The following is a 23,112-nucleotide window of genomic DNA, read 5'->3' as shown; positions in this document are numbered from 1 at the left end:
ATACGACCGCCGGGCCGCTCAGTACGACCGCTACAAGCTCACGCCCACGGTCACCGGCTCATTGACGAGAGTCACACCGAACGCCTCGCGAACACCGGCGACGACCTCACGCGCCAGCTCCAGCAGATCCTCGGTCGTGGCCCCGCCCCGGTTGGTCAGCGCCAGCGTGTGCTTGGTGGAGATCCGGGCGGGCCCGCTGCCGTACCCCTTGCCGAACCCGGCCTTGTCGATCAGCCAGGCCGCCGAGGTCTTGGTACGCCCCTCCCCCGCCGGGTAGGCGGGCGGCTCGGCCGCGTCCCCGAGCCGCTCACGCACGCGCGCGTGGAAGTCTGCGAACTGCTCGTCGGTGAGGATCGGGTTGGTGAAGAAGGATCCCGCCGACCAGGTGTCGTGGTCCTCGGGGTCGAGGACCATCCCCTTCCCGGCGCGCAGTTTGAGCACGGCCTCGCGTGCGTCGGCGAGCGGCGCCCGGTGCCCCGGTTCCACTCCGAGCGCCCGCGCGGCCTCGGCGTACCGCACCGGCGACGACAGCCCGTCCGCGTCCTCCAGCTCGAAGCGCACGCGCAGGACGACATACCGCTCGGGGTCGGCCTTGAACCGGCTGTGCCGGTAGGAGAACGCGCACTCCTCGTTGGTCAGCGTCACCGTCTCGCCGGCCCGCCGGTCGTAGGCGATGACCTCGGTGATGGTCGAGGAGACCTCCTGGCCGTACGCCCCCACGTTCTGGATGGGCGTGGCGCCCGCGGACCCCGGGATCCCGGCGAGGCACTCGATGCCCGCGAGGCCTGCCTCGACGGTGCGGGCGACCGCGTCGGTCCACACTTCACCGGCCGCCAGCTCCAGCGTCGTACCGCGCGCTTCGAAGCCGGTGGTGGCGATGCGGAGGGCGGTGCCGTCGAAGCCCTTGTCGCCGATGATCAGGTTCGAGCCGCCGCCGATGACCAGCAGCGGGGTCCCGGTGTCGTCGGCCTCACGGACGGCGGCGATCACCTCGGCGTCGGTGGTCGCGGTGAGCAGCCGGGTGGCGGGGCCGCCGAGCCGGAAGGTGGTGAGGGGGGCGAGGGGCGCGTCGTGGAGTTCCTGCACGCGCCCAAGACTACGAGACGCCGCCGACAGTCCACCTGTCACGAGCCGTACGCGCGCGTGGGGCCCCGTCCACCTGAAACGGGGCCCCACGCGCGCGTGCCGTCAGTTGCCGACGGTCTCCAGAGCCGGGGCCGGCTCTCCCTCGGTCACCCTCCGTGCGGCGCGCTGCCGGCCGGGGATGAACAGGGCGGCGATCCCGGCGAGGGCGACCACGGCCGAGCCGGTGACCAGGGCGGGCCGTAGCCCGTCGACGAAGCTCTGGGCGCTCTCGTAGCCACCCTGGGCGGCGAAGATGGACGACATGACGGCGATGCCGAGCGCGCCGCCGACCTCACGCAGCGCGTTGTTGGCACCCGAGGCGATGCCCTGTTCCTGCGGCCGTACGGCGGACATCACGAGGTTGGCGGCCGGGGCGAAGTACAGCGCCATGCCGATGCCGCTGATGATCAGACCGGGCAGCTGGACACCGTAGGAGGCGTGGGCGGTGACCACGGAGGCCATGTAGCCGAGCCCGGTGGCCTGGAGGAAGAGTCCGGCGGCGGCGACCGGGCGGCCGCCTATCCGGTCGGAGAGGATCCCGGCGATCGGTGCGACGAGCATCGGCATGCCGGTCCAGGGCAGCATCCTGAGGCCCGCCTCGGTGGGCGAGTAGCCGAGGACGCCCTGCATGTACTGGCTGAGCAGGAAGATCGAGCCGAACATCCCGAGGAACATCAGCAGGCTGGCCGCGTTGATCCCGGAGAAGGCGCGGGAGCGGAAGAGCCGCATCGGCAGCATGGGGTTCCTGGCGCGGCTGCCGTGGATGACGAACCCGACGAGCAGGGCGCCGCCCGCGAACAGCCCGGTGAGCACGAGGGAGCTGGACCAGCCGTCGGCGGGGCCGCGCACCAGGCCGTAGACGATCCCGAAGAGACCACCGCTGGCGAGCAGGGTGCCGGGGATGTCGAGCGGTGCGCCGGTGCCGTGGGACTCGGCGAGACGGAGACGGGCGAGCGGCAGCAGGGCGAGGCCGAGCGGGACGTTCAGCCAGAAGATCCAATGCCAGGACACGTGTTCGGTGAGGCTGCCGCCGATGAGCGGCCCGGAGGCGACCGCGAGCCCGTTGACGGCGCCCCAGATGCCGTACGCCATCCCACGCCTGGCCTCCGGCACGGCCGCCGTCAGCAGGGTGAGCGTCAGCGGCATCATCACGGCCGCGCCGACACCCTGCACCGCACGGGCGGCGATCAGGGAGTCGATGCCGGGCGCCATGGCCGCGGCCGCCGAGGCGGCGGTGAAGACGGTGATTCCGGCGAGGAACAGCCTGCGGCGGCCGAAGCGGTCGCCGAGGGCCGCGCCGAACATCAGCAGGACGGCGAAGGTGAGCGTGTACGCGCTCACGGTCCATTCGAGGTCGTCCAGGGCACCGCCGAGGTCTTTGCGGATGGAGGGCAGCGCGGTGGTGACGACGAGGTTGTCGAGGGCCGCCATGAATCCGGCGACGCTGGTGATGACGAGCGCCCATACGGCGCCCCCAAGACGTGGGGTCTGTTGTGCGGTCTGTTCTGCGGTCTGCTGTGACATCGCTCCCCCAGAGCGTGCTTGCGTGCTTCAAGAGTTGATTAGTTATTAGTCACTAACTTTCGCGCCCATGGGAGGGCCGGGGCGAAGCCGACGGACCGCCTATCCCCCTGTGACGCTGTGCGCTACTTCTCCAGACGCTCCGGGCCCGTGGCAGCTGCGTACACGCCCTGCCAGACCCGATGCTCGGGCGGGAACCCCATGGCCGCGTAGGTGTTGATGAGCATCCCCTTGGCCAGGAAGGCCGTGGTGACCTCGACGTCGGCGCCGGAGAGCAGATGGACGGTGTCCCAGAGCCGCAACCAGCCGGCCCGCACGAGTTCACCGAATTCCCGCTCCCCTTCCGCGTCAGCGGCGGCGACGGTGATGTACGTCTGCATCTGCATCTGGAGCCGCTCCGGCTGCTCCTGGATCAACTGCACATACGCCGTGCCCATGGCGCGCAGCGCTTCCGCCCCTTCCAGCCCCTCGGCCGCCTTCTCGAAGACCTCGCGCATCTCGTCGATGCAGCGCTGCGAGGCGGCGGCGAACATCGCCTTCTTGCCCGGGAAGAGCCGGAAGAGATACGGCTGCGAAACCCCGACCCGCTTGGCGATCGCCTCGGTGGAGGTGCCGTAGTAGCCCCTCTCCGAGAACTCGGCGATCGCCGCGCGAATCACACTTTCGCGCCGCTCCTCAGCACTCATCCTGACCATGCGACGAAGTTAGTACTCAATCACTAACCACGTCAAGGGGCGGCCTGGGGAGCGGTTTCCGGGCCGGGGCGCCCGTTGTCTTTGCCTGTGTCCCGCCGCGCTCAGGCTTGCCACCAGGTCTTACCCGGGCCTTGGAACGGCCTTGGAACAGCCCCCGGGAATGGCCTGCCGCGGCGGACTGCCGGAACCGATCACGGGCAGACCCCGACGGACCACGGACTGACGGCGCCACGGACCACGGACCACGGACTGACGGCGACAGACAGGGACTGACCGCGACAGACCGCTCCTGACCGCGATGGCTGGTGCGGCCCACAACGGACCTCGACGAACCTTCACAGACCGCGCCGGATCGCGCCGGAACGCGCCGGAACCGCCGGGAACGGCCTCTCGGCTGTGGCCGTTTCACAGGTAGGGGGCCATGACACGTAAGGGGCGCCCTGCGATGGAGAGCGCCCCTTACTTCAAGGCACGCGCGGGTCCCCTGGGCGCCGACCAGGTTCGCCGCCGCAGCTCGGCCCGGCTCAGCTTCGGCCCGGCCCGGAACGGCTTCGGCCCGGCCCGGAACGGCTCAGCTCAGCCGTACGACCGCCCGCGACATGCCCAGCACCTTCTGCCCGGCGCTCGTCGCCGTGAGATCGACACGCACCGTGTTGTCGTCGAGCTTGGCCGCGACCTTGCCGCTGACCTCGATCAGGGCGCCCTGGTCGTCGTTCGGGACGACGACGGGCCGGGTGAAGCGGACGCCGTACTCGGCGACCGCACCCGGGTCGCCGGTCCAGTCGGTGACCACGCGGATCGCCTCGGCCATGGTGAACATGCCGTGCGCGATGACGTCCGGCAGGCCCACCTCCTTGGCGAACTTCTCGTTCCAGTGGATGGGGTTGAAGTCCCCGGAGGCGCCCGCGTACCGCACCAGCGTGGCGCGGGTCACGGGGAAGGTCTGGGCGGGCAGTTCGGTGCCGACCTCGACGTCCTTGTACGCGATCTTCGACGTCATCGGATTACTCACGCCTCCCCGTCTTCGGCGTCCGCCGCGCGGGCCACCAGCTTGGTCAGGGCGGACACCACAAGCTCGCCCGCCTCGTCGCGGACGTCGCCGCTGATGTCGATGACGTCGTTGCCCGCGAGGGACTTGATGGCCTCGATCGTCGAGACGACGGTCAGCCGGTCGCCGGCACGCACCGGACGCCGGTAGGCGAACTTCTGGTCGCCGTGCACCACCCGGCTGTAGTCCAGGCCCAGCTGCGGGTCCTCGACGACCTGCCCGGCCGCCCGGAAAGTGATCGAGAAGACAAAGGTCGGCGGGGCGATCACATCGGAGTAGCCGAGCGCCTTGGCGGCCTCCGGGTCCGAGTACACGGGGTTGGTGTCGCCGACCGCCTCGGCGAACTCACGGATCTTCTCCCGGCCCACCTCGTAGGGCTCGGTGGGTGGGTAGGTCCGTCCCACGAAGGACTGGTCGAGCGCCATTGGCCCGGCACCTCCTGATGTCTGCTGTGATGCCCCACAAACTAGCGGGAAGCCATCTGCCGAAACGCCGTGAGGCCGCCCCCGAGTCGGGGACGGCCTCACGAACGAGCCTGTTGTTATCGCGTTTCGCGGTGCGCAGTATGCGCGTTGCAACGCGGGCAGTGCTTCTTCATCTCAAGACGGTCCGGGTTGTTACGCCGGTTCTTCTTGGTGATGTAGTTCCGCTCCTTGCACTCCACGCAGGCCAGCGTGATCTTCGGGCGGACGTCGGTGGCAGCCACGTGAGTGCTCCTAAGACGAACGGATGGACTGTTTCAACGCAAGCAAGAGTAGCCGATCGAAGGACCGACCCCGCAATCGGCTACTGTCAGTAGCGGTGACCGGACTTGAACCGGTGACACAGCGATTATGAGCCGCTTGCTCTACCGACTGAGCTACACCGCTTTGATGAGATCGGCCCCGCCTCGCGGCGGGACCTCTCACACCAGAGCCCCAATACGGAATCGAACCGTAGACCTTCTCCTTACCATGGAGACGCTCTGCCGACTGAGCTATTGGGGCGAGCGATGAAGACATTACACGCTCGGCCGCCGTTCACCCAAATCCGTTTCCCGCCGCTCCAGCGGCCCCCTTCCGCCCGGCTCACGGCAGCCTCCCGGGCCCCTTCCGGCGCTTCCCACGCGCGCGTACGAGCCCTTCCCGACCGGTCCGACGACGCCGGTACGACTATTGCGCTCCTCCCCGCTCCGCGCGGCTCGCCATCCTAGGCTCGACTCACTCTGCGTGATCTTGAGTCCCCCGCCTGGACCGACCTTCCTGGAGCGCGATGCCCGACAGCCACCCGCAGCCGCCCTCGTCGTCGTCCAACTCCCCCGGTTCCTCGGGACAGTCCGAGCCTGCCGGACTCCTGCTGTGCGGGGCACGGCTCACCGACGGCCGGACCGTGGACGTACGGCTGGGCGGCGGACGCATCGAGGCGGTCGGTACGGCCGGCAGTCTGGCGCCGGGTCCGGCCCGCGCGAGTGGCGCGCGAGTGGATCTGAGCGGCTATCTCCTCCTCCCGGCCCCGGCCGAACCGCACGCCCACGGCGACACCGCGCTCTCCGCCGATCGCGGTGGCCCCGTCTCGTACGACCCCGAGGACGTCCAGCGCCGCGCCACGGAGGCGGCCCTCCTGCAGCTCGGCCACGGCGCGACGGCGGTACGCGCGCACGTGCGCGTGGGTGACGTCCAGGGTCTGGCCGCCCTCTCCGCCGTTCTCCAGGCGCGCCGCTCGCTGCGCGGGTTCGCGGAGCTGACGGCGGTCGCGATGCCGCGCGTGCTGACCGGCGTGGCCGGCACCGAGGGGCTGGCGATACTGCGGGACGCCGCGAAGATGGGCGCGTCCGTGCTGGGCGGCTGTCCCGACCTGGACCCCGATCCCACGGGCTACGCGGAGGCTGTGCTCGAGGTCGCTTCCGAGCACGGCTGCCCGGTCGATCTGCACACGGACGCCGTCGACCCGGCCCGGCTGGCGAGGCTCGCGGCGATGGCGGGCGGCATGCGCCCCGGCGTGACGCTCGGACCATGCGCCGGGCTCGCGCGCCTGCCCGCCGAGGCGGCCGCCCGGGTCGCGGACCAGCTCGCCGCGGCCGGCGTCACGGTGGTGTGCCTGCCCCAGGGCAGCTGCGGCTCCGTCGACCGCCGCGGTACGGCTCCGGTACGGCTGCTGCGCGCGGCCGGGGTGCGGGTCGCCGCGGGCAGCGGCGCCCTGCGCGACCTGTCGAACCCCGTCGGCCGCGGCGACCCCCTGGAAGCGGCCTATCTCCTGGCCTCCCGCCACGGCTTGCGCCCCGAGGACGCCTACGACACCGTGAGCGCCTCCTCCCGGGCCGCCCTCGGTCTTCCGGAGGTCCGCGTCGAGGCCGGCTTCCCCGCCGAACTCCTCGCCGTACGCGGCGACCACCTCGCCGGCGCCCTCTCCCTCGCCTACAGCCGGATCGTGGTGCACCGGGGGCGCGTGGTGGCACGCACCAGCGCGGTCCGCGAGTACTGCAACTCGGCGGCGACAGCGGAGCTCGGGCTGCCTCGGCAGGGGCGGGGGGAGGTGTCCTGACAAGGGGCGCGTCGGGCGGAGGTGCCTGGCGGGTGGAAGGGAAGCGCAAGCGGCGCTGGGGCGGCGGGCCGGGCTTGCGATGGTGGCAGGGCGCGGGGTCGCGTGGCGCGGGGTCGCGCGCGGCCGGTGGATGGGCCCGGCCGGCGGCTGGGCGCGCGGCAGAGGGTGCGGGCAGGCTTGCGGGCGCTGGGGCTCGCGTGGGCGACGGGGCACGCGTCGGGAGCGTGGGCGCCGGTGTGCGGGTGAGTGCGCCGGAGCGCGCGGCACGGAGAAGCGCGCCCGCAGGGAAGGCGCGAACCCGGCGGGGCGCTTCACGGGACCAACGCGAACGCGTGGGGCGCATGAAGTCGTGCGGCGGACGCGGGGCTTCGGGCGTACGGTCGGAAACATGCGCATTGTCATCGCTGGTGGTCATGGTCAGATCGCGCTGCGGTTGGAGCGGCTGCTCTCCGCGCGTGGGGACGAGGTCGCGGGAATCATCCGGAGAGCCGAGCAGAGCGACGATCTGCGGGCGGCCGGCGCCGAACCGGTGGTGCTCGACCTGGAGTCGGCGTCGGTCGAGGAGGTCGCGGCGCACCTGCGGGGAGCGGACGCGGCGGTGTTCGCGGCGGGCGCGGGCCCGGGCAGCGGCACGGCCCGCAAGGAGACGGTGGACAAGGGCGCGGCGGTGCTGTTCGCGGACGCGGCCGTGCGCGCGGGTGTGCGCCGTTTCTTGATCGTCTCCGCGATGGGCGCGGATCCGGCGCACCAGGGCGACGAGGTCTTCGACGTGTATCTGCGGGCCAAGGGAGAGGCCGACGCGTACGTCACCCGGCAGAGCGCCCTGGACTGGACGATCCTGCGACCTGGCTCACTGACGGACGAGCCGGGCACGGGCCTGGTGCGTCTGGAGGCGCACACGGGCCGGGGCAAGGTCCCTCGCGACGACGTGGCCGCGGTACTCGCGGAGTTGGTGGACACGCCGGCGACGGCCGGTCTGACCCTGGAGCTGATCAGCGGTTCGACGCCGCTCACCGTGGCCGTGAAGTCGGTGGCGGGGAACTGAACTCGCCGTCCGGCCGTTGGGACTTGTGACGGCGGCCGGGCGCAGTTCTCAGAACAGCGGCAGTTGTCCGGGAAAGTCCGGCACAGCGTAACCGTCCAACGACGGCTGGACAGCCCCGAGTTGGGCCTGCCGCCGCGAGCCGGAGCAGGAGACCAGGTCGCCGGTCTCCCGCGCCCCGGGCGGGTCGTGCCGCGCGAAGCGTCCCGCGACGACGGCGATTTCACGGCGGCACACCGGACAGTTTCTACGTCGGGAGGACATGTGTTCAGTGTGCCCCGGGGCATGGCGCACCTACCGGGGGCCGCGGGAGCCCAGGGCGGCTGGTCCGGGCGTCGCCGGTGTCGGTGGATCACCGGTTGGATCACTTCGGGTCACTGGCTCGAACCACGGTCGACCGGACGGCGGATTTCCGTCCGCCCAGGTGACAAGCCCTCAGAAGCGGACACGCCGACGCCGGTGTGGAACACCTCACGTCACGTCTCCGCTCGACGCACCCATGGCACAACGAAGAGACCCCCCTCCGATCTGTGTTTCCACAGTCCGGAAGGGTCTTCCCCAAAGTGGCGGCGCCAGGATTCGAACCTGGGAAGGCTGAGCCGGCAGATTTACAGACCGCGCGACCGAACAGCCCTGAACAGCGGAAAGCCTCGCGCGTCGACCTGTCTGCCCCACTCAGGTCCCACGGTCCCGGGTATGCGGCGCCCCGGGGTCGGATTGCTCTTCCTGGCTGAGTCGGCAGTGCTGCGGGAGGCGCTCGGGCCCGAGCTGTACGAGGCCGTACTGGCCGTCCGCCGCGCGGAGGCGGAGCTGTTCGCGATGTTCACCGACGCGGACGTCATCAAGGCCGTCCGCTGGCGGTATTGACTGGCTACTCCTCGGGCTCCCAGGCGATCAGCTGCTCGAACACCTGCTGGTCGCCCTCGATCTTCAGGTCGCTCAGCGTGAGGCGGCCCCAGACGAAGAGGAGCAGCTGCTCGGCCGTGCCCGTGGCCGAAGCGGAGGCGGGCGCGGCGTCGTCCGTGAGGGGTGCGGGCCAGGCGCCGGTGCCGTCCAGCGCGAGGAGCCAGGAGCGGCCCTCGGTGGCGTGGTAGTGGATGGTGGCGGCCTCGTGCGGCCAGGCCGCCGGGGTGGAGTTGCAGGTGTCGAGAAACTCGGCCACGCCGTCGATCGCGACGTCCGTCGGCATCGGCTGCACGGCGCCTGCGGCGAGCTGGGCGTCGTAGGTGTGCACCAGCACCTCGTGCACCCGGCGCCGGGCAACGCCCCGGGCACTCGCCGGCGACACGCCGGCGGCCCACCACGCCCAGCACTCGCGCTCCGGGCCAGCCTCGCGCAGCGCACTCAGCAGCAGCTCGTTCGACTCGGCGTACCAGGCCAGCAGCGCCTCGAGCTCGCGCGGCACCTCCGCGGCATCCTTGGCCGGCGGAGCCTCGGCCGGGCCCGCGGCGACGATCGCGGCCCACCAGCGCTGGCCCGTACCCAGGTGCTGCACCAGATCGAACAACGTCCACTCGGGGCAGGACGGCACCGGCGCGTCAAGGCTGGGCGCGGCGGCAACCGCACTCCGGAACGCGGCCGACCGCTCGTCGATCAGTTGCAGCAGGGCGGAATACTCAAGACTCTCTGTCACATCGCTTACCTATCAGCCCAGCTCAGCCGACCATACCCTATTTTCCAGGCCGTCAGCTGCGGGAGTTAGAGCGCGGCTGCGTAGTGCCCAGCCGCCGAAGTAGCGGTGGATGGTGACCTCGCCGAGCGGCGCCAGCTGGTCGGCGGCGTGCTCGGCGAGGCTGCGGGATCCGCTCACGCGGGGAGGAAGAACTGGGTGATGTCGGCGAGTCGGCCGTCGCGGTGGAGCGCGGTGCTCACGCCCGCCATGGCGGGTTCGCCGTGCTCGCCGAGCTGGGTCCACTGTGCGAGCGACCGGTCGTGGTGGTCGTGTACCTCATCGATGCGCAACCGGTGGCCGGGGAAGGCTGGGACGAATCCGATCATGTAGGCGGCCAGTTCGGTCAGCCCGCGGACCTCCGTGCCCGGGTCCCGGTAGGCGACGTCGTCGACCGCGACCGCGCCGAGTGCGGCGAGCCGGTCGCCGGGGTCGGCCGACCAGCACGCCGCGAGGTTCTCCCAGAGTTGCTGTGAGTCACTCATCGCTGTTCCTCTTTCTCGGGGCCGATCGACGCCATCGCGCCGTCGGTGATCGTGCGCAGTTTCCCATTACCGTCCCCAGCTCCCATCCCGTCTGCCGTCGACCCACACACCGTGGAGCGGGCGTGGTTCCTGGCGTCCAGGTGAAGCTCGCCACTGTACGAACGACCTGGACACCAGGGGCCGGGTCTGCTCGGCTCTGCCTGGGTCGACGGCAGACGGGATGGGAGCTCCCCACGCACGCCACTCACGGCTGGCACTCGCGAACGGTGCCCCCGCCATCCTGGAGCCTGAGCGCCCCTGCCGGAGGCATGTCCTTGATGAAGGAGAGATAGTTGCACCGCGCGCTCCCTGCGCGCCTGTCTTGTCTCGGTTGATGCTTGACGTTGTGGCTTCGCCTGACGCTTGACACCGCTTGCCTCGGCTTGGCTGTGGGCGTCTGATCGGCGTGTGCAGGGAGGCTGGCCGTGCTGGTGGAGTTGAGTGTGGTCGAGCAGCGGTATCACGCGATCATGGAGGTTGCCGCGGGGATTCCGGTCACTCAAGTCGCGGCCCGGTATGGGTGTCGAGGCAGTCGGTGCATGCCAGGGTGCGCAAGTACGAGCAGTCGGGCTGCCGGGGCTGGCGGACCGGTCGCATCGTCCAGGCTCGTGTCCGCACCGAATCGCCGGGGAGGTGGAGACGGTGGTGTGAGCTGCGGCGCTGGCATCCCGGCTGGGGTCCGCGCAGGCTGGTGCACGAATGGAACGCAGGGGCTCACGCCGCTGCCCTCCCAGGCGACGGTCTACGCCTTGCTGGACACTAAGCAGGCCCGCCCGGCTCGCGGCCGGTGCGGCACGGACGGCGTCGAGCGCGAACGGGAACGCCGTCGGGAACACGCCAGCCGATGACCCTCCGTGAAGGAAGGGTGTCCGCTTCGTAGCATGAGCCAATGATCAGGTCCGTTCAACAGCGCCCCCAGCAGCGGCGCGAGCAGCAGGAGTCGGTGCGCCGTCACCGCCTGTTCGCCCTCGGTCTGGTCGGGACCGGCGTGGTGGTTGTTGCGGCGTTCGTATTCCACTCCAGCTCCGAGGACGCCGCCTCCATCGGCTCCGCTCAAGCCCCCCTGCGGACGACCGGGACCACGACGTCCGGTGCGCCGGCGCCGCCGCGCTCTGCCGGCAACGTGCGGATCGCCGCTGTGGGCGACATCGTGATGGGCTCGCTGCCGGACGACCTGCCGCCGGATGGCGGCGCCTCGTTCTTCGACCCTGTCGACGACCTGCTCGCCGGCGATGTGGTGCTCGGGAACCTGGAGGGCACACTCACCACCGGCGGTTCCAGCAAGTGCGACGACAACGACAGCCCCAACTGCTTCGCGTTCCACGCCCCGCCGTCCTACGGCCGCTGGTTCAAGAAGGCCGGGTTCACGGTCCTGAACATGGCGAACAATCATGTCGACGACTTCGGGGCGGAGGGGCGGCGCGAGACGTTCGCCGCCCTGCGCTCCGTGAACCTGCCGTTCACCGGCCGCCTGGGCCAGATCACCATCCAGCGGCTGCATGGCATCCGGGTCGCACTGATCGGGTTCGCTCCCGACCGAGGGGCGAACGACCTCACGAACATCCCCGCCGCCAAGCGACTCACCGCCCGCGCCGCAACGATGGCGGACATCGTGATCGTCATGATGCACGCCGGCGCGGAGGGCTCGGACCGCACCCACGTAGAGCCCGGCACCGAGTACTTCCTCGGCGAGAACCGCGGCGACAGCTACCGCTTCAGCCGTGCGGTGATCGACGCTGGCGCCGACCTCGTCGTGGGCAGCGGCCCGCACGTGATACGGGGAATGGAGTTCTACAAGGGCCGACTGATCGCCTACAGCCTTGGGAACTTCTCCGGCTACAAGGTGCTAGGCCTTGGCGGCACGCTCTCCACCAGCGGCGTGCTGCAACTAACCCTCCGCTCCGACGGCACCTACGTGTCCGGGCGCCTGCGCCCGACCCAGATCGTGGAGCCCGGCACGCCCGAGCCGGGCGGCGAGGCGATCGACCTCGTCTCCAGCGTGTCGGAGGAGGACTTCGGCTCGCACGCCGCCCGCATCTCGGCGGACGGGACGATCCAGCGCCCGTAGCCGTGCGCCGGCTCGGCCGCGGCTATGCCCACCAGGTCGTCACCGCCCACTTGGGCGAAGACATGATCCGCATTTTCCACCGCCAAGAGCTGATCACCACCTTCCCCCGCGCGACACGACCGCCGCGGGCTCAAGCATCGGCCGCGGAAAGCGGTCCGCACCGTGCCGATTCCACCCGATCTTGTGAACCTGCTGCGGTGGCACGTCATGGCGTACGGCGTGGCCCCCGACGGGCGGCTGTTCCAGACGCAACGGGGCGGGCTCATCCAGGACACCGGCTACGGTGAGGTGTGGGCGGAAGCCCGTGCACGTGCTCTCACGCCCGCTCAGTGCGCGTCGCTGCTGGCAAAGCGTCCATATGATCTTCGCCACGCCGCCGTATCCACGTGGCTCAGCTCCGGCGGCTCGTACTCAAATGGCACCGTTAGCTGCCCGGAGGGCGGGGGACTACGAACGGAAGGATCTCGGAGGGCAACTCCTCGCATCACTGCGGCGGCTCGCCGGCGAAGCCGCTGCACGAGCCGTCACTTGCCGCGGCTCGCCTCTCCGACGCTGGCTGCGGGCAGTGGAAACAGCATGCAGCTGCTGGTGGCGTGGGCCAGCAGTCGGTCCCGCGCGTCGACCAGCCTGGCCTCGGCCAGGGCAGTCTGACGGCCCCGGCTGACCACGGTGCCGATGGCCCGCACGCGGCCCGTGTCCACCTTGATCGGCTTGAGAAACTTCACCGCCAGGTCGATCGAGGTGTAGCCCATGCCGAGCGGAAGCGTCGAATGGACGGCGCAGCCCGCCGCCGAGTCGAGCAGCGTGGCGTAGACGCCGCCGTGAACGCTGCCGATCGGGTTGTAGTGCTCCTCGCCCGGTATCAGGGAGAAGACCACCCGGCCCTCGTCCACCTCGTCCAGCGAGATGCCCAAGGTGGCCCCGATGGGAGCCCTCGGGATGCGACCCGCCTGTATCTCCCGCAGCGAGTCCAGGCCTGAGGCAAGGCCAACGCCCGACGCCGTGACCGCGGGGTCCTCCCACTCGTACGTCCGTGTCCGTCCCATGTCCTCGTACCTCTCATCCAGCCCGTCCAGTTCCGCGCGGCGCGCGGCGATCCGTTCCAGTACCTCGGGGTCCACCATGCCCGGGAGCGTAGGAGCCTCGCGGGCTGGAACGGACCAGAACCCGCGAAGACCTCCCTGCCCGACGATCTACACACGGCAGCCTGCCGCGCGCGACCAGCACGAGCACCCGGGCACGCAATCACACCAGGCCCGTGACCTGCCACTTCGCGATGCACACCACTCACTGCGGCCGTGAGCGGCGTCAGTTGTTGCTGAGCGATGCCACAGCAGTCCGGCTGGATCGGCCCGGGCGGGCTGCGGGCCGGGGGGACAGCAGCCGGCTGACTACACGGCCTTGGGGTGGTCGTCGAGCAGATGGGCGAGGTGTGCGCCGAATCGGTTCTCCAGGTCGCCTTCCTGCTGCATCCCGCGCTTGAACAGGGCGGCGACTCGCTGTTGGGTTTCGGGCCAGGCAAGAGCAGGCGCGAAGGCGTTGCGGCCGTCGAGGAGCCTGTCGATGGAGGGCAGGGAGACCTGGTTGACGAGGTTCTTTGCCACCTCGATCGGGCGCCGGTCGAAGGAGGCAAGGCGTCGAGCGAGGGTGTCGACGAAGCCGTCCAGTTCGCTGTCCGGGACGGACCGGTTGACCCAGCCGTAGCGTTCGGCGGTGTCGGCGTCGAAGTCGTCCGCGCCGAGGATGATCTCCAGCGCGCGGCCTCGGCCGACGAGCAGGGGAAGACGCTCCGTGCCGCCGGCCCCGGGGATGGCTCCCGCGCCGACCTCGGGCTGGCCAAGGATGGCCTTCTCGCGGGAGGCGAAGCGCATGTCGCAGGCGAGGGCGAATTCGCTGCCCAGGCCGCGGACGCGGCCGCGGATCTTCGCGATGCTCACCACGGGGGACTGGGTGAGGCGGACGAAGGTGTCCATAAGGATGTTCATGCCGGAAGGACCACCGCTGTTGGTGTAGTTCCTTGACTTCCCGGACATGTCGGTGTGGGCAAGGTAGAAGTCGGGGTTCGCGCTTTCGAAGACGACGACGCGCAGGTCCGCGCTGGCGTCCATCCGGGCGAGCACGTCCTGCAGGCCCTCGAACACGGCCTGGTCGACCACGTTGAGGGGCGGGTTGTCGAACAGGACCCGCCAGTAGGCCGGCGTCTCCTCGATAACGAGAACGGGGGTCGACATTTCGCGCACGTCGCGCATATTGATCCTCCTGCCTTAATAGGAGTTCGCGCAGGTCACCGGCTTTGCACTCGGTGAGGTGCGATTTCCGGACCAGTCGACACCAACCTCCGTCATCCTGTCCAATATATGATGAGGTAATGGCTGATATGCTTAATGATATCTCCCTGACCGAACGCCTGTTGGAACAGTTTCTGGTCGTGGCCGACGAGAAGCATTTCGGGCGCGCAGCGGAACGACTTGGCATGAGCCAGCCGCCGCTGAGCCAGTCGATACAGCGTCTGGAGCGCGGTCTGGGTGTGCGGCTGTTCGAGCGGGGTCCGGGAGGTGTCCGTCTGACTCCGGCCGGTGCGGCCTTCGTCCTGGACGCGCGGCGGCTCCTCGATGCGCAGGAGGCGGCCGTCGAGCGGGTCCGCCGTGTTGCGAGCGGCCTGGAAGGGGACATCCATGTGGGGTACGTGACCATCCTCAGCCACCTCTACGTGCCCAGACTGCTGCGGGCGGCGGCTGAGGAACTACCCGGGCTGCGGGTGCACCTGCACCAGGACTCATCGGCCGCCATCGCCGAGAAGGTGCGCTCCGGCACGCTGGACCTGGGGTACCTGCGCGACACCTCTCCCCTGTCGGGCGATCTGGCCAGCGAGGTCTTCGCCGTCGAGCGCCTCACCGCGGCTCTGCCGCAGGATCACCCGCTGGCCGAGGCCGACCAAATCGGGCTGGAGGATCTGCGCGACGACGACTTCGTTCTTCCGAACGTGACGGCCCTTCCCGCCCTGGCCGAACAGGTCCACCTCGCCTGCCGTCAAGCAGGGTTCACTCCCCGCAGACGTTCCGTTGCCGACGACCTCAGTGGCCTGCTCAGCTACGTCGCCTCCGGCCTGTGCGTGAGTCTGCTGGCTGAAGGCCTGCGGGACTTCAGCGTCCCCGGGATCGCCTTTGTTCCGGTGCGAGGGTCATCTCCGTATCTGGAGACCACGGTGTTCGCCGTATACCGTCCCGATACCGACGCGGCAGTCCTCCGCCTGCTGGAAGTGATCCGCGCACAGCGGCGTGACCCGCCGCGACCGTAACGTCCAGCTGCTCGGCGAAGGCAGTGCCCCCGCGCAGGTGATACTCAGAGGAGTCCGGCGGTCTGCTCGCGTCGTCGTCCATGGTCAGACCGGTGGGGCGGTGGGTGGCAGACAGCCGTCAGGCCGCGCGGCAGAGGCGGCGCGCGCCCGCGCCGTGCGCGGGCCTTGATGACGGAGAGATAGTTGCACCGCGCGCGCGCCCTTTCCCCGCACAACGACAGGGGCGCCCGACGGAATGGCTGCGCCTGTCCGTCAGTGTTCGCCACCGTTGATGTCAGGCCTTGATGTCAGCGGGAGCCCTTCCCACGGCCAGTAGATGCGAACTGGCAGCGAGCAATTCCGGCTACGGGTCGGCCATGCGGGCCGCCTCCATGGCCGACGCAATCAGCTCATCCGTGGGCCCCTCACCCGGCTGCTGCTCGGCTGTCTTCACGAGCGACCACGCGGGCCCCTCGATCCCGAAGACCTGCACGTCAGTCAGTCCGGACGCCCCCAGCTCCGAGACCAACTCCTCAGCCCTGTGGAAGTAGGACAGGGTGAACCCTCGGACACCGTCGTAGACGGCTGTCTCAAGAATCTTGGAGACGGAGTCACGGATTCGCTCCGTGTGGAGGTGGGCGTACGTCACGTGTTCAAAGAGCGAGACGTACCGGTTGATGGCCGCTGCTGCGACCAGCCCGCCCGGCTTCACCACGCGGTGGGCTTCCGCCAGCGCGGTACGCCGGTCCTCGGGGTCCGGCAGGTGATACAGCGGCCCGAGGAGCTGCACGACGTCGAAACTGTCGTCCGGCTCACTCAGACCGCGGGCGTCTCCCACGACCGCTGAGCACACGGCCGACGCGCTCTCGACGTGCCGGGGGACCGGGTCCACGAGTGTCACGTCGTAGCCGTCCCTCCGAATGACGCAGGTGACGCGGTGACGCAGAAATCCCGACCTCGGACGCACACCCGCCCCAAGGCCAAGCCACGCGAGGAGTAGCAACGATGGCCCGCCCACAGATGCTCAAGCTCCCCGAAGTCCTCACCGAGATCGCCATGAGCCGCGCCGCCTTCTACCGCCTGCGCGCTCGCGGGCAGGCGCCGCGGCTTGTGAAGTTGCCCAACGGTCACCTGCGGATCCGTCGCAGCGACCTGGACGACTGGCTCAACAACTTGGACTCCCCCGCCTACTGACCGCACCGACTGACCAACTCACCCACGGGGCCCGGCTCATACCGGGCCCCGTTTGCAGGAAGGCCCCCGATGGGGAAGACGTACAACGTTCGTATCTGGTCCGTCCGGCAGCGGAAGGACCGTGGACAGACCTCCGCGGAACTGCGCTGGAAGACGGGTGAGACCCCGCACTCTCAGACGTTCCGTACCAAGACGCTGGCCGAGGGCCGACGCGCTGAGCTGCTGCGGGCGGCCCACGCCGGCGAGCCGTTCGACGAGTCCACCGGGGTGCCACTCTCTGAGCTACGACAGCGCAACGATGTGAGTTGGTATCAGCACCCCCGCGAGTACATCGAGATGAAGTGGCAGCACTCCCCCGGCTCGACTCGCCGGACGCTCGCGGAAGCCATGGCCACCGTGACGCCGGCTCTCGTCAAGGACACCAAGGGCATGGCCGACGCCACGACGGTTCGAACGGCTCTCTACAGCTGGGCATTCAACATGAGCCGCCGCGACCAAGACCCGCCCAACGAAGTGGCTACCGTGCTGGCGTGGTTCGAGCGGAAGTCTCTGCCCACGTCCGCACTGGCCGACCGTATGCAGGTACGCGCCGCCTTGGACGCCCTGACCAGAAAACTAGACGGAACCACGGCGACGGCGTCGACCATCCGCCGGAAGCGGGCCATTTTCCACAACTCACTCGGCTACGCCGTTGACGCCGGACGCCTGACGGACAATCCCCTGCCACAGGTGCAGTGGAAGGCTCCGGAGCAAGGAGCTGAGGAACTGGACCCCGCTTCGGTCCCAGAGCCCCGGCAGGCTCTCGCCCTGCTCAATGCCGTGCGTACGCAGAGCTCCCGCGGGCGGCACTTGGTCGCGTTCTTCGGCTGCATGTACTACGCGGCGGCACGACCGGCGGAAGTCATCGGTCTCCGTCTCCAGGACTGCGACCTGCCGCGCCGGGGATGGGGCACTCTGCGGCTGCGGGAGACCCGCCCCGCTCGGGGTCGGCCTGGACGGACAGCGGCGAAGCGCACGAGCGACGCGGGCTCTATCGACCCCGGAAAGCGGTCCGCACCGTGCCGATTCCGCCCGATCTTGTGAACCTGTTGCGGTGGCACGTCATGGCGTACGGCGTCGCTCCCGACGGGCGGCTGTTCCGGACGCAACATGGCGGGCTCATCCAGGACACCGGATACGGTGAGGTGTGGGCGGAAGCCCGGGCGCGTGCTCTCACGCCCGCTCAGTGCGCGTCGCTGTTGGCAAAGCGTCCATATGATCTTCGCCACGCCGCCGTATCCACATGGCTCAGCTCCGGCGTGGAACCACAGGAGGTGGCCGCGCGCGCTGGCCACAGTGTGGCGGTGCTGTTCCGGGTGTACGCGAAGTGTCTGGACGGCGGCGTCGCCACGGCGAACGCCCGGATCGAGCGGGCGCTGAAGAACGGCAGCTAGGAAGGTCAAAGCTGCCCCACACCTGCCCCACACGGACTGGTCAACACCCGAATCAGAGTGAGACACACTGGGAAAAAGCTCCCATAACCCTCAGTTCTCGCCGGTGAACGCCGAAAGGGCCTGCAACCAGCATTGCTGCTGGTCACAGACCCTTTCAGACTTGTGGCGGCGCCAGGATTCGAACCTGGGAAGGCTGAGCCGGCAGATTTACAGTCTGCTCCCTTTGGCCGCTCGGGCACACCGCCGGGGTCTGCCACCAAGTCGAACCGCTATTCGGCGGTGCTCCCTGGCAACGACGTAAACAATACCCGATCCCGAGGGGTGCTCCGCCACCCGATTGATCGGCGCTCGCGAGACGTCGGGTGGCTAGGCTGGTGCGGATGCGGCCTGATCCCCACACCAGGCGCGGCCGCCGTCGCGCGCCGGAACGCATCCCCTTACCCCCCCGATGCAAGGAGCCACAGGACATGGCCGACTCCAGTTTCGACATCGTCTCGAAGGTCGAGCGGCAGGAGGTCGACAACGCCCTCAACCAGGCCGCCAAGGAGGTCTCACAGCGCTATGACTTCAAGGGCGTGGGCGCCTCGATCGCCTGGTCCGGCGAGAAGATCCTGATGCAGGCGAACTCCGAGGAGCGGGTCAAGGCGATCCTCGACGTCTTCCAGTCGAAGCTGATCAAGCGCGGCATCTCGCTGAAGGCGCTGGACGCGGGTGAGCCGCAGCTCTCCGGCAAGGAGTACAAGATCTTCGCGTCGATCGAGGAGGGCATCTCCCAGGAGAACGCGAAGAAGGTCGCGAAGATCATCCGCGACGAGGGCCCCAAGGGTGTGAAGGCCCAGGTGCAGGGCGAGGAACTACGTGTCAGCTCCAAGAGCCGCGACGACCTTCAGGCCGTGATCGCGCTCCTGAAGGGCCAGGACTTCGACTTCGCGCTCCAGTTCGTTAACTACCGGTAGTCACTGCCGGCCGAGGTACGAAGGAAGGGTGGACGCCTCCGGTGCCCACCCCTCTCGTCTGCTGCCCCGTGGCAGAGGCTCAGTCGCGCGAATTGCCGAACAGCAGGCGATAGACGATCAGCAGGACCAGCGAGCCGCCGATCGCCGCCACCCAGGTCGCACCGTCGTAGAAGTTCTTGGTGATGGGGTGGTCCAGCCAGTGGGCCGATATCCAGCCGCCGAGGAACGCCCCCACGATGCCGATGAGAGTCGTGCCGATGAAGCCGCCCGGGTCGCGTCCCGGCAGCAGGATTTTGGCGATGACGCCGGCCAACAGTCCCAGGATGATCCAACCGATGATGCCCATGCCCTGAACCTGCCCTTCCGCGCTGTGTTCGCACTGTTCCGGCCCTGTGATTTCGTTCTCGGCCGGCTGTGCCGGACAGGCCGTCCGAGCCATCCGCAGATGGCCGTCGCGCGTCTGTTCGTGTCCCGTCGATGACGAGGACGCCACGGCGATACCCCGCGGTTGCGGCGATCAGTAGGGTGCGGCGCATGGCCTCCCCCCTTCCCCGCCTGCGGCGCACGCTGGGCGTACGCGACGCCGTGGTCCTCGGCCTCGGCTCGATGATCGGGGCCGGCGTGTTCTCGGCCCTGGGCCCGGCGGCCCACGCGGCCGGGTCAGGGCTGCTGCCCGGGCTGGCCGTCGCCGCCCTGGTCGCCTACTGCAACGCCATGTCCTCGGCCCGCCTCGCCGCCCGCTACCCACAGTCGGGCGGCACCTATGTGTACGGGCGGGAGCGGCTCGGCGCCTTCTGGGGGTACCTCGCGGGCTGGGCCTTCGTCGTCGGCAAGACGGCGTCGTGCGCCGCGATGGCGCTCACCGTGGGTGCCTACGCCTGGCCAGGTCATGCGCACGTGGTGGCGGTCACGGCGGTGCTGGCACTGACCGCCGTGAACTACGGCGGCATCCAGAAGTCGGCCTGGCTGACGCGGGTGATCGTGGCCGTGGTGCTGGCGGTCCTCGCTTCCGCGGTGGTCGTGTGCCTGACGTCCGGGCGAGCGGACGCCGGGCGGCTGGACATCGGTCTGTCATCGGGTGTGGGCGGCGTGCTTCAGGCGGCCGGCCTGCTGTTCTTCGCGTTCGCCGGGTACGCGCGGATCGCGACCCTCGGCGAGGAGGTACGGGACCCGGCGCGCACCATTCCGCGCGCGATTCCGCTGGCCCTGGGTATCGCGCTGGTGGTGTACACGTGCGTGGCGGTGGCCGGCCTCTCCGTGTTCGGCGCCGACGCGCTGGGACGTGCTGGGGCGCCGCTGGCCGACGCGGTGCGGGCGGCCGGGGTGCCCAGGCTGGTACCCGTGGTGCGGGTGGGGGCAGCGGTGGCCGCGCTCGGGTCGCTGCTTGCACTGATCCTAGGGGTGTCACGCACCATGCTCGCCATGGCCCGTGACGGCCATCTGCCTCGGGCGCTGGCCGCCGTGCATCCGCGTTTCCAGGTTCCGCACCGCGCGGAGCTGGCCGTCGGCGCGGTGGTCGCCGTGGCGGCGGCGACGGTGGACGTCCGGGGGGCCATCGGTTTCTCCTCCTTCGGTGTGCTGGCGTACTACGCGGTGGCCAACGCCTCGGCCTGGACACTCGATCCGGCCCCGCGAGCCCGCGTGGTTCCGGTGATAGGCCTGCTGGGCTGTGCGGCGCTCGCTTTCGCGCTGCCGGTGGTGTCGGTGGCCGCGGGAGCGGCCGTACTCGCCGTGGGCGCGTTGGCGTACGCCGTACGGCGGTGGGTGACGGCTCGGTAGCCGACGGCTGCAGCCTGCGGCGTACGACGACGAACGCCGACTCGGTGGGCGACGGCTCGGTGGGCGGTCACAGCGGTCTGCGAGCTGGAGTCTGCGGCGAAGAGCAGCGCCACGGCAGGCGCGGCGCCCCACTCGGGAGGTCAGGCCTCTCAGAAGGCCTGCCCCGAAGCCGGAACCGTGCGTATCCGGAAGCCGTCCCACGGCGCCAGATCCGTGCCCTCGTCGGTCTCCTCGTACCAACCCCTGCCGTTCAGCCAGACGCACAGCCAGTCGGTGAGGGTGGGCGCGTCCACGAACCAGGCGCCGTCGGCGCCGTCGGCGTTCGGCTCGTAGAGCAGAACCGCGGCCTCCGGGGTACGGCAGTCCACGCACGCGTACATACCGCAGCCCCAGTGGGATATCGGCAGGACGCCCTCCGGCCAGGGCCACTCCGGGTTCTTGCGGCCGTATTCGCGGTTGGTGAGGTACTGGGCGACGGCGGCCGGTTCGCCGGAGGGGGCGCCGTCGAGCAGGGGCAGCAGGCCGTACGACGGGCCGAAGCCTCCGTCGCCCACCTGCTCGTAGAGCGCGGCGAGGAGGGGTGGCAGAGGGAAGCCAAGGGCCTCCTGGGCGCGGTCGAGCGTGGCCACGTCGACCGGAGCGGGGAGCGAAGGCCAGCCCCACGGACGGGAGCCGCGGGCCTGTACGGCCACCCGTGTCAGCAACTGCTCGATCTCGGTCATGGCTTCATGATGCAGGCCGCCACTGACAATCGCGGCTCCCTGTGGACAACCCCCGGCCCGGGTGCGGGCCTGTGCACAACTCGTCTGCGGCAAGGGCCGGATGAGGTGTGGTCAGCGGGCCGCGAACGGCTGGTCCGTGGGCACGACCTCGCGTCCCAGCGGGAGCAGGGAGACAGGGATCAGCTTGAAGTTGGCGATGCCGAACGGGATCCCGATGATGGTCAGGCACATCGCCACACCGGTGACGATGTGGGCAAGGGCCAGCCACCAGCCCGCGAGAACCAGCCACAGGACGTTGCCGACACAGGAGGGGGCACCCGCGTCCCGCCGCTCGACGGTCGTGTACCCGAAGGGCCACAGCGCGTACACGCCGATGCGGAACGCGGCTATCCCAAATGGGATGCCGACGATCGTGACGCACAGGATCACGCCCGCCAGTAGGTACCCGAGGAACAGCCAGAAGCCGCTCAGGACGAGCCAAATGACGTTCAGGATGGTCTTCACCGCGGGCTACCTGCCATCTTCTCCAGCCGGGCGATCCGCTCCGCCATGGGCGGATGCGTCGAGAACATCTTGGACACTCCCTGGCCCGGACGGAAGGGGTTCGCGATCATCATGTGGCTCGCGGTCTCGATCCGGGGCTCGGGGGGCAGCGGGAGCTGCTTGGTGCCGGCCTCCAGCTTGCGCAGAGCGCTGGCGAGGGCGAGCGGGTCGCCGGTGAGCTGGGCGCCGGAGGCGTCCGCCTCGTACTCCCGGGAGCGGCTGATGGCGAGTTGGATGAGGGTGGCGGCGAGCGGGCCCAGGATCATGATCAGCAGCATGCCGAGGAGGCCGGGGCCGTCGTCGTCGTCCGAGCGACCGACCGGGATCAGCCACGCGAAGTTGACGAGGAACATGATCACCGAGGCGAGGGCGCCGGCGACGGACGAGATGAGGATGTCGCGGTTGTAGACGTGGCTGAGCTCGTGGCCGATCACACCTCGCAGTTCGCGCTCGTCCAGAATGCGCAGGATGCCCTCCGTGCAGCACACGGCGGCGTTGCGTGGGTTGCGGCCCGTCGCGAAGGCGTTCGGGGCCTCCGTCGGGGAGATGTACAGGCGGGGCATGGGCTGGCGGGCCTGCGTGGAGAGGTCGCGGACCATCCGGTACAGGACGGGTGCCTCGAATTCGCTCACCGGGCGCGCGCGCATCGCGCGTAGCGCCAGTTTGCCGCTGTTCCAGTACGCGTACGCGTTCGTGCCGAGGGCGACGAGGACCGCGACGATCAGACCCGTCCGGCCGAAGAAGCTGCCGATGACGATGATGAGTGCCGACAGTCCCCCGAGGAGGACTGCCGTCCTGAGTCCGTTGTGCCGGCGGTGCACGGTACGCCCTCCAAGTCGTGCGGCAGGGGAACCCTTTGCCTGCGGTGCTGCCTTCCGATCTGCGTTGCCACCGGTGTCGTGGTGTCACGTCCAGTGGACCCTTCCGCACTGGTCAACGCCAGGCGACAGCCACTAGTTCCCTTGTGTCCGCTGTGCGCCGCGTGAGCCGTACAGG

At 69.7% G+C, this 23,112-nt stretch carries 23 protein-coding genes, 3 tRNA genes and 4 pseudogenes; 11 read left to right on the top strand and 19 right to left on the bottom strand.

The features are described from left to right. Window positions 1–30: 30 nt before the first annotated feature. The 8 genes from ABTY98_RS31275 to ABTY98_RS31240 all read right to left on the bottom strand — a co-directional run bounded on the left by ABTY98_RS31275 (window position 31) and on the right by ABTY98_RS31240 (window position 5,375). Window positions 31–1,086, bottom strand: coding sequence for a UDP-N-acetylmuramate dehydrogenase (locus ABTY98_RS31275; RefSeq protein WP_352224410.1), 1,056 nt, complete (start codon window positions 1,084–1,086; stop codon window positions 31–33). Between the two features lie 102 nt (window positions 1,087–1,188). Beyond that, window positions 1,189–2,649, bottom strand: a complete 1,461-nt coding sequence (locus tag ABTY98_RS31270) for an MFS transporter (protein ID WP_352224409.1) — start codon at window positions 2,647–2,649, stop codon at window positions 1,189–1,191. Window positions 2,650–2,771: 122 nt separating this feature from the next. Then, window positions 2,772–3,341 (bottom strand): TetR/AcrR family transcriptional regulator, encoded by a 570-nt coding sequence (locus tag ABTY98_RS31265; protein ID WP_352224408.1) that lies wholly within the window; start codon window positions 3,339–3,341, stop codon window positions 2,772–2,774. A 571-nt stretch (window positions 3,342–3,912) separates the two neighbouring features. After that, window positions 3,913–4,341, bottom strand: coding sequence for a MaoC family dehydratase (locus tag ABTY98_RS31260; RefSeq protein WP_352224407.1), 429 nt, complete (start codon window positions 4,339–4,341; stop codon window positions 3,913–3,915). A gap of 8 nt (window positions 4,342–4,349) precedes the next feature. Beyond that, window positions 4,350–4,814, bottom strand: coding sequence for an FAS1-like dehydratase domain-containing protein (locus ABTY98_RS31255; RefSeq protein WP_352224406.1), 465 nt, complete (start codon window positions 4,812–4,814; stop codon window positions 4,350–4,352). 116 nt (window positions 4,815–4,930) lie between these two features. Continuing rightward, on the bottom strand, window positions 4,931–5,095 hold the full coding sequence (gene rpmG / locus ABTY98_RS31250) for a 50S ribosomal protein L33 (protein WP_003948671.1): 165 nt from the start codon (window positions 5,093–5,095) through the stop codon (window positions 4,931–4,933). A gap of 90 nt (window positions 5,096–5,185) precedes the next feature. Then, window positions 5,186–5,258: transfer RNA gene (locus tag ABTY98_RS31245), tRNA-Met, on the bottom strand. 44 nt (window positions 5,259–5,302) lie between these two features. Continuing rightward, window positions 5,303–5,375 (bottom strand) — tRNA-Thr (locus ABTY98_RS31240). Between the two features lie 265 nt (window positions 5,376–5,640). Here ABTY98_RS31240 and ABTY98_RS31235 point away from each other — a divergent pair. Further along, window positions 5,641–6,909, top strand: coding sequence for an amidohydrolase family protein (locus ABTY98_RS31235; protein WP_352224405.1), 1,269 nt, complete (start codon window positions 5,641–5,643; stop codon window positions 6,907–6,909). Between the two features lie 388 nt (window positions 6,910–7,297). After that, on the top strand, window positions 7,298–7,954 hold the full coding sequence (locus ABTY98_RS31230; protein WP_352224404.1) for an SDR family oxidoreductase: 657 nt from the start codon (window positions 7,298–7,300) through the stop codon (window positions 7,952–7,954). 48 nt (window positions 7,955–8,002) lie between these two features. Here ABTY98_RS31230 and ABTY98_RS31225 read toward each other — a convergent pair whose 3' ends face one another. Further along, window positions 8,003–8,215 (bottom strand): hypothetical protein, encoded by a 213-nt coding sequence (locus ABTY98_RS31225; protein WP_352224403.1) that lies wholly within the window; start codon window positions 8,213–8,215, stop codon window positions 8,003–8,005. 432 nt (window positions 8,216–8,647) lie between these two features. Between ABTY98_RS31225 and ABTY98_RS31220 the strand changes: the two genes are divergently transcribed. Continuing rightward, window positions 8,648–8,818, top strand: a complete 171-nt coding sequence (locus tag ABTY98_RS31220; protein WP_352224402.1) for a hypothetical protein — start codon at window positions 8,648–8,650, stop codon at window positions 8,816–8,818. Window positions 8,819–8,822: 4 nt separating this feature from the next. Here the strand turns inward: ABTY98_RS31220 and ABTY98_RS31215 are convergent, their stop codons facing one another. Beyond that, entirely contained in the window at window positions 8,823–9,584 is a 762-nt protein-coding gene (locus ABTY98_RS31215) for a maleylpyruvate isomerase family mycothiol-dependent enzyme (RefSeq protein ID WP_352224401.1), read from the bottom strand. A 173-nt stretch (window positions 9,585–9,757) separates the two neighbouring features. Beyond that, window positions 9,758–10,105 (bottom strand): nuclear transport factor 2 family protein, encoded by a 348-nt coding sequence (locus ABTY98_RS31210; RefSeq protein WP_352224400.1) that lies wholly within the window; start codon window positions 10,103–10,105, stop codon window positions 9,758–9,760. 476 nt (window positions 10,106–10,581) lie between these two features. Between ABTY98_RS31210 and ABTY98_RS31205 the strand changes: the two are divergent. The 3 genes and pseudogenes from ABTY98_RS31205 to ABTY98_RS31195 all read left to right on the top strand — a co-directional run. Then, window positions 10,582–10,899: pseudogene (locus tag ABTY98_RS31205) on the top strand (helix-turn-helix domain-containing protein); the annotation flags it as partial. A 134-nt stretch (window positions 10,900–11,033) separates the two neighbouring features. Then, on the top strand, window positions 11,034–12,212 hold the full coding sequence (locus ABTY98_RS31200) for a CapA family protein (protein WP_352224399.1): 1,179 nt from the start codon (window positions 11,034–11,036) through the stop codon (window positions 12,210–12,212). A gap of 114 nt (window positions 12,213–12,326) precedes the next feature. Beyond that, window positions 12,327–12,614: pseudogene (locus tag ABTY98_RS31195) on the top strand (site-specific integrase); the annotation flags it as partial. Between the two features lie 122 nt (window positions 12,615–12,736). Here ABTY98_RS31195 and ABTY98_RS31190 read toward each other — a convergent pair. After that, complete coding sequence (locus tag ABTY98_RS31190; protein WP_352224431.1) at window positions 12,737–13,258, bottom strand: PaaI family thioesterase; 522 nt, start codon at window positions 13,256–13,258, stop codon at window positions 12,737–12,739. Between the two features lie 345 nt (window positions 13,259–13,603). Further along, a complete protein-coding gene (locus tag ABTY98_RS31185) occupies window positions 13,604–14,461 on the bottom strand; it encodes an enoyl-CoA hydratase/isomerase family protein (protein WP_352224398.1) in 858 nt (285 codons plus the stop codon). Between the two features lie 119 nt (window positions 14,462–14,580). Here ABTY98_RS31185 and ABTY98_RS31180 point away from each other — a divergent pair, with 119 nt between their 5' ends. Then, window positions 14,581–15,510 (top strand): LysR substrate-binding domain-containing protein, encoded by a 930-nt coding sequence (locus tag ABTY98_RS31180; protein ID WP_352224397.1) that lies wholly within the window; start codon window positions 14,581–14,583, stop codon window positions 15,508–15,510. A gap of 346 nt (window positions 15,511–15,856) precedes the next feature. Here ABTY98_RS31180 and ABTY98_RS31175 read toward each other — a convergent pair. Next, window positions 15,857–16,456 (bottom strand): annotated as a pseudogene (locus tag ABTY98_RS31175) (class I SAM-dependent methyltransferase); the annotation flags it as partial. Between the two features lie 38 nt (window positions 16,457–16,494). On the opposite strand from ABTY98_RS31175, the gene ABTY98_RS31170 reads away from it, so the two are divergent. Together ABTY98_RS31170 and ABTY98_RS31165 are read left to right on the top strand one after the other, a co-directional pair. Further along, window positions 16,495–16,683 carry a helix-turn-helix transcriptional regulator gene (locus tag ABTY98_RS31170; protein WP_352224396.1) on the top strand — a complete coding sequence of 63 codons (189 nt, stop codon included), beginning with the start codon at window positions 16,495–16,497 and terminating at the stop codon, window positions 16,681–16,683. Between the two features lie 69 nt (window positions 16,684–16,752). Beyond that, a pseudogene (locus tag ABTY98_RS31165) lies at window positions 16,753–18,116 on the top strand (tyrosine-type recombinase/integrase). Window positions 18,117–18,279: 163 nt separating this feature from the next. On the opposite strand, the gene ABTY98_RS31160 reads toward ABTY98_RS31165, so the two are convergent. Then, a tRNA-Tyr gene (locus ABTY98_RS31160) sits at window positions 18,280–18,361 on the bottom strand. Between the two features lie 222 nt (window positions 18,362–18,583). On the opposite strand from ABTY98_RS31160, the gene ABTY98_RS31155 reads away from it, so the two are divergent. Beyond that, the gene (locus ABTY98_RS31155; RefSeq protein ID WP_307621912.1) at window positions 18,584–19,072 is read left to right on the top strand and encodes a YajQ family cyclic di-GMP-binding protein; all 489 of its coding nucleotides are present in this window, start codon (window positions 18,584–18,586) and stop codon (window positions 19,070–19,072) included. 79 nt (window positions 19,073–19,151) lie between these two features. Here the strand turns inward: ABTY98_RS31155 and ABTY98_RS31150 are convergent, their stop codons facing one another. Then, window positions 19,152–19,418: a GlsB/YeaQ/YmgE family stress response membrane protein gene (locus ABTY98_RS31150; protein ID WP_352224430.1), complete on the bottom strand. Its 267-nt coding sequence runs from the start codon at window positions 19,416–19,418 to the stop codon at window positions 19,152–19,154. Between the two features lie 188 nt (window positions 19,419–19,606). Between ABTY98_RS31150 and ABTY98_RS31145 the strand changes: the two genes are divergently transcribed. Then, the gene (locus tag ABTY98_RS31145) at window positions 19,607–20,851 is read left to right on the top strand and encodes an APC family permease (RefSeq protein ID WP_352224395.1); all 1,245 of its coding nucleotides are present in this window, start codon (window positions 19,607–19,609) and stop codon (window positions 20,849–20,851) included. Window positions 20,852–21,000: 149 nt separating this feature from the next. Here ABTY98_RS31145 and ABTY98_RS31140 read toward each other — a convergent pair whose 3' ends face one another. The 3 genes from ABTY98_RS31140 to htpX form a co-directional block, all read right to left on the bottom strand. Continuing rightward, window positions 21,001–21,573 (bottom strand): SMI1/KNR4 family protein, encoded by a 573-nt coding sequence (locus ABTY98_RS31140; RefSeq protein WP_352224394.1) that lies wholly within the window; start codon window positions 21,571–21,573, stop codon window positions 21,001–21,003. Window positions 21,574–21,684: 111 nt separating this feature from the next. Beyond that, window positions 21,685–22,077, bottom strand: coding sequence for a YccF domain-containing protein (locus tag ABTY98_RS31135; RefSeq protein WP_352224393.1), 393 nt, complete (start codon window positions 22,075–22,077; stop codon window positions 21,685–21,687). Further along, complete coding sequence (gene htpX / locus ABTY98_RS31130) at window positions 22,074–22,937, bottom strand: zinc metalloprotease HtpX (protein WP_352224392.1); 864 nt, start codon at window positions 22,935–22,937, stop codon at window positions 22,074–22,076. The genes ABTY98_RS31135 and htpX overlap by 4 nt, the downstream gene beginning before the upstream one ends. Between the last annotated feature and the right edge of the window lie 175 nt (window positions 22,938–23,112).

The organism is Streptomyces sp. NPDC096040, from assembly GCF_040303265.1.
In the GTDB taxonomy this organism is placed as follows: domain Bacteria; phylum Actinomycetota; class Actinomycetes; order Streptomycetales; family Streptomycetaceae; genus Streptomyces.
The sequence above is the reverse complement of the archived record's forward strand: the minus strand, read 5'-3'. Positions and strand labels throughout refer to the sequence as shown.

Bases quoted from the DNA above. Each gene is read 5' to 3' on its own strand.
- ABTY98_RS31140 (WP_352224394.1), bottom strand. From the start codon at position 21,573: ATGACCGAGATCGAGCAGTTGCTGACACGGGTGGCCGTACAGGCCCGC.
- ABTY98_RS31220 (WP_352224402.1), top strand. From the start codon at position 8,648: ATGCGGCGCCCCGGGGTCGGATTGCTCTTCCTGGCTGAGTCGGCAGTG.
- ABTY98_RS31185 (WP_352224398.1), bottom strand. From the start codon at position 14,461: ATGCGCGACGTGCGCGAAATGTCGACCCCCGTTCTCGTTATCGAGGAG.
- ABTY98_RS31180 (WP_352224397.1), top strand. From the start codon at position 14,581: ATGGCTGATATGCTTAATGATATCTCCCTGACCGAACGCCTGTTGGAA.
- ABTY98_RS31225 (WP_352224403.1), bottom strand. From the start codon at position 8,215: ATGTCCTCCCGACGTAGAAACTGTCCGGTGTGCCGCCGTGAAATCGCC.
- ABTY98_RS31210 (WP_352224400.1), bottom strand. From the start codon at position 10,105: ATGAGTGACTCACAGCAACTCTGGGAGAACCTCGCGGCGTGCTGGTCG.
- ABTY98_RS31235 (WP_352224405.1), top strand. From the start codon at position 5,641: ATGCCCGACAGCCACCCGCAGCCGCCCTCGTCGTCGTCCAACTCCCCC.
- ABTY98_RS31200 (WP_352224399.1), top strand. From the start codon at position 11,034: ATGATCAGGTCCGTTCAACAGCGCCCCCAGCAGCGGCGCGAGCAGCAG.
- ABTY98_RS31190 (WP_352224431.1), bottom strand. From the start codon at position 13,258: ATGGGACGGACACGGACGTACGAGTGGGAGGACCCCGCGGTCACGGCG.
- ABTY98_RS31255 (WP_352224406.1), bottom strand. From the start codon at position 4,814: ATGGCGCTCGACCAGTCCTTCGTGGGACGGACCTACCCACCCACCGAG.
- ABTY98_RS31265 (WP_352224408.1), bottom strand. From the start codon at position 3,341: ATGGTCAGGATGAGTGCTGAGGAGCGGCGCGAAAGTGTGATTCGCGCG.
- ABTY98_RS31155 (WP_307621912.1), top strand. From the start codon at position 18,584: ATGGCCGACTCCAGTTTCGACATCGTCTCGAAGGTCGAGCGGCAGGAG.
- ABTY98_RS31170 (WP_352224396.1), top strand. From the start codon at position 16,495: ATGGCCCGCCCACAGATGCTCAAGCTCCCCGAAGTCCTCACCGAGATC.
- ABTY98_RS31260 (WP_352224407.1), bottom strand. From the start codon at position 4,341: ATGACGTCGAAGATCGCGTACAAGGACGTCGAGGTCGGCACCGAACTG.
- ABTY98_RS31270 (WP_352224409.1), bottom strand. From the start codon at position 2,649: ATGTCACAGCAGACCGCAGAACAGACCGCACAACAGACCCCACGTCTT.
- ABTY98_RS31150 (WP_352224430.1), bottom strand. From the start codon at position 19,418: ATGGGCATCATCGGTTGGATCATCCTGGGACTGTTGGCCGGCGTCATC.
- ABTY98_RS31145 (WP_352224395.1), top strand. From the start codon at position 19,607: ATGGCCTCCCCCCTTCCCCGCCTGCGGCGCACGCTGGGCGTACGCGAC.
- ABTY98_RS31230 (WP_352224404.1), top strand. From the start codon at position 7,298: ATGCGCATTGTCATCGCTGGTGGTCATGGTCAGATCGCGCTGCGGTTG.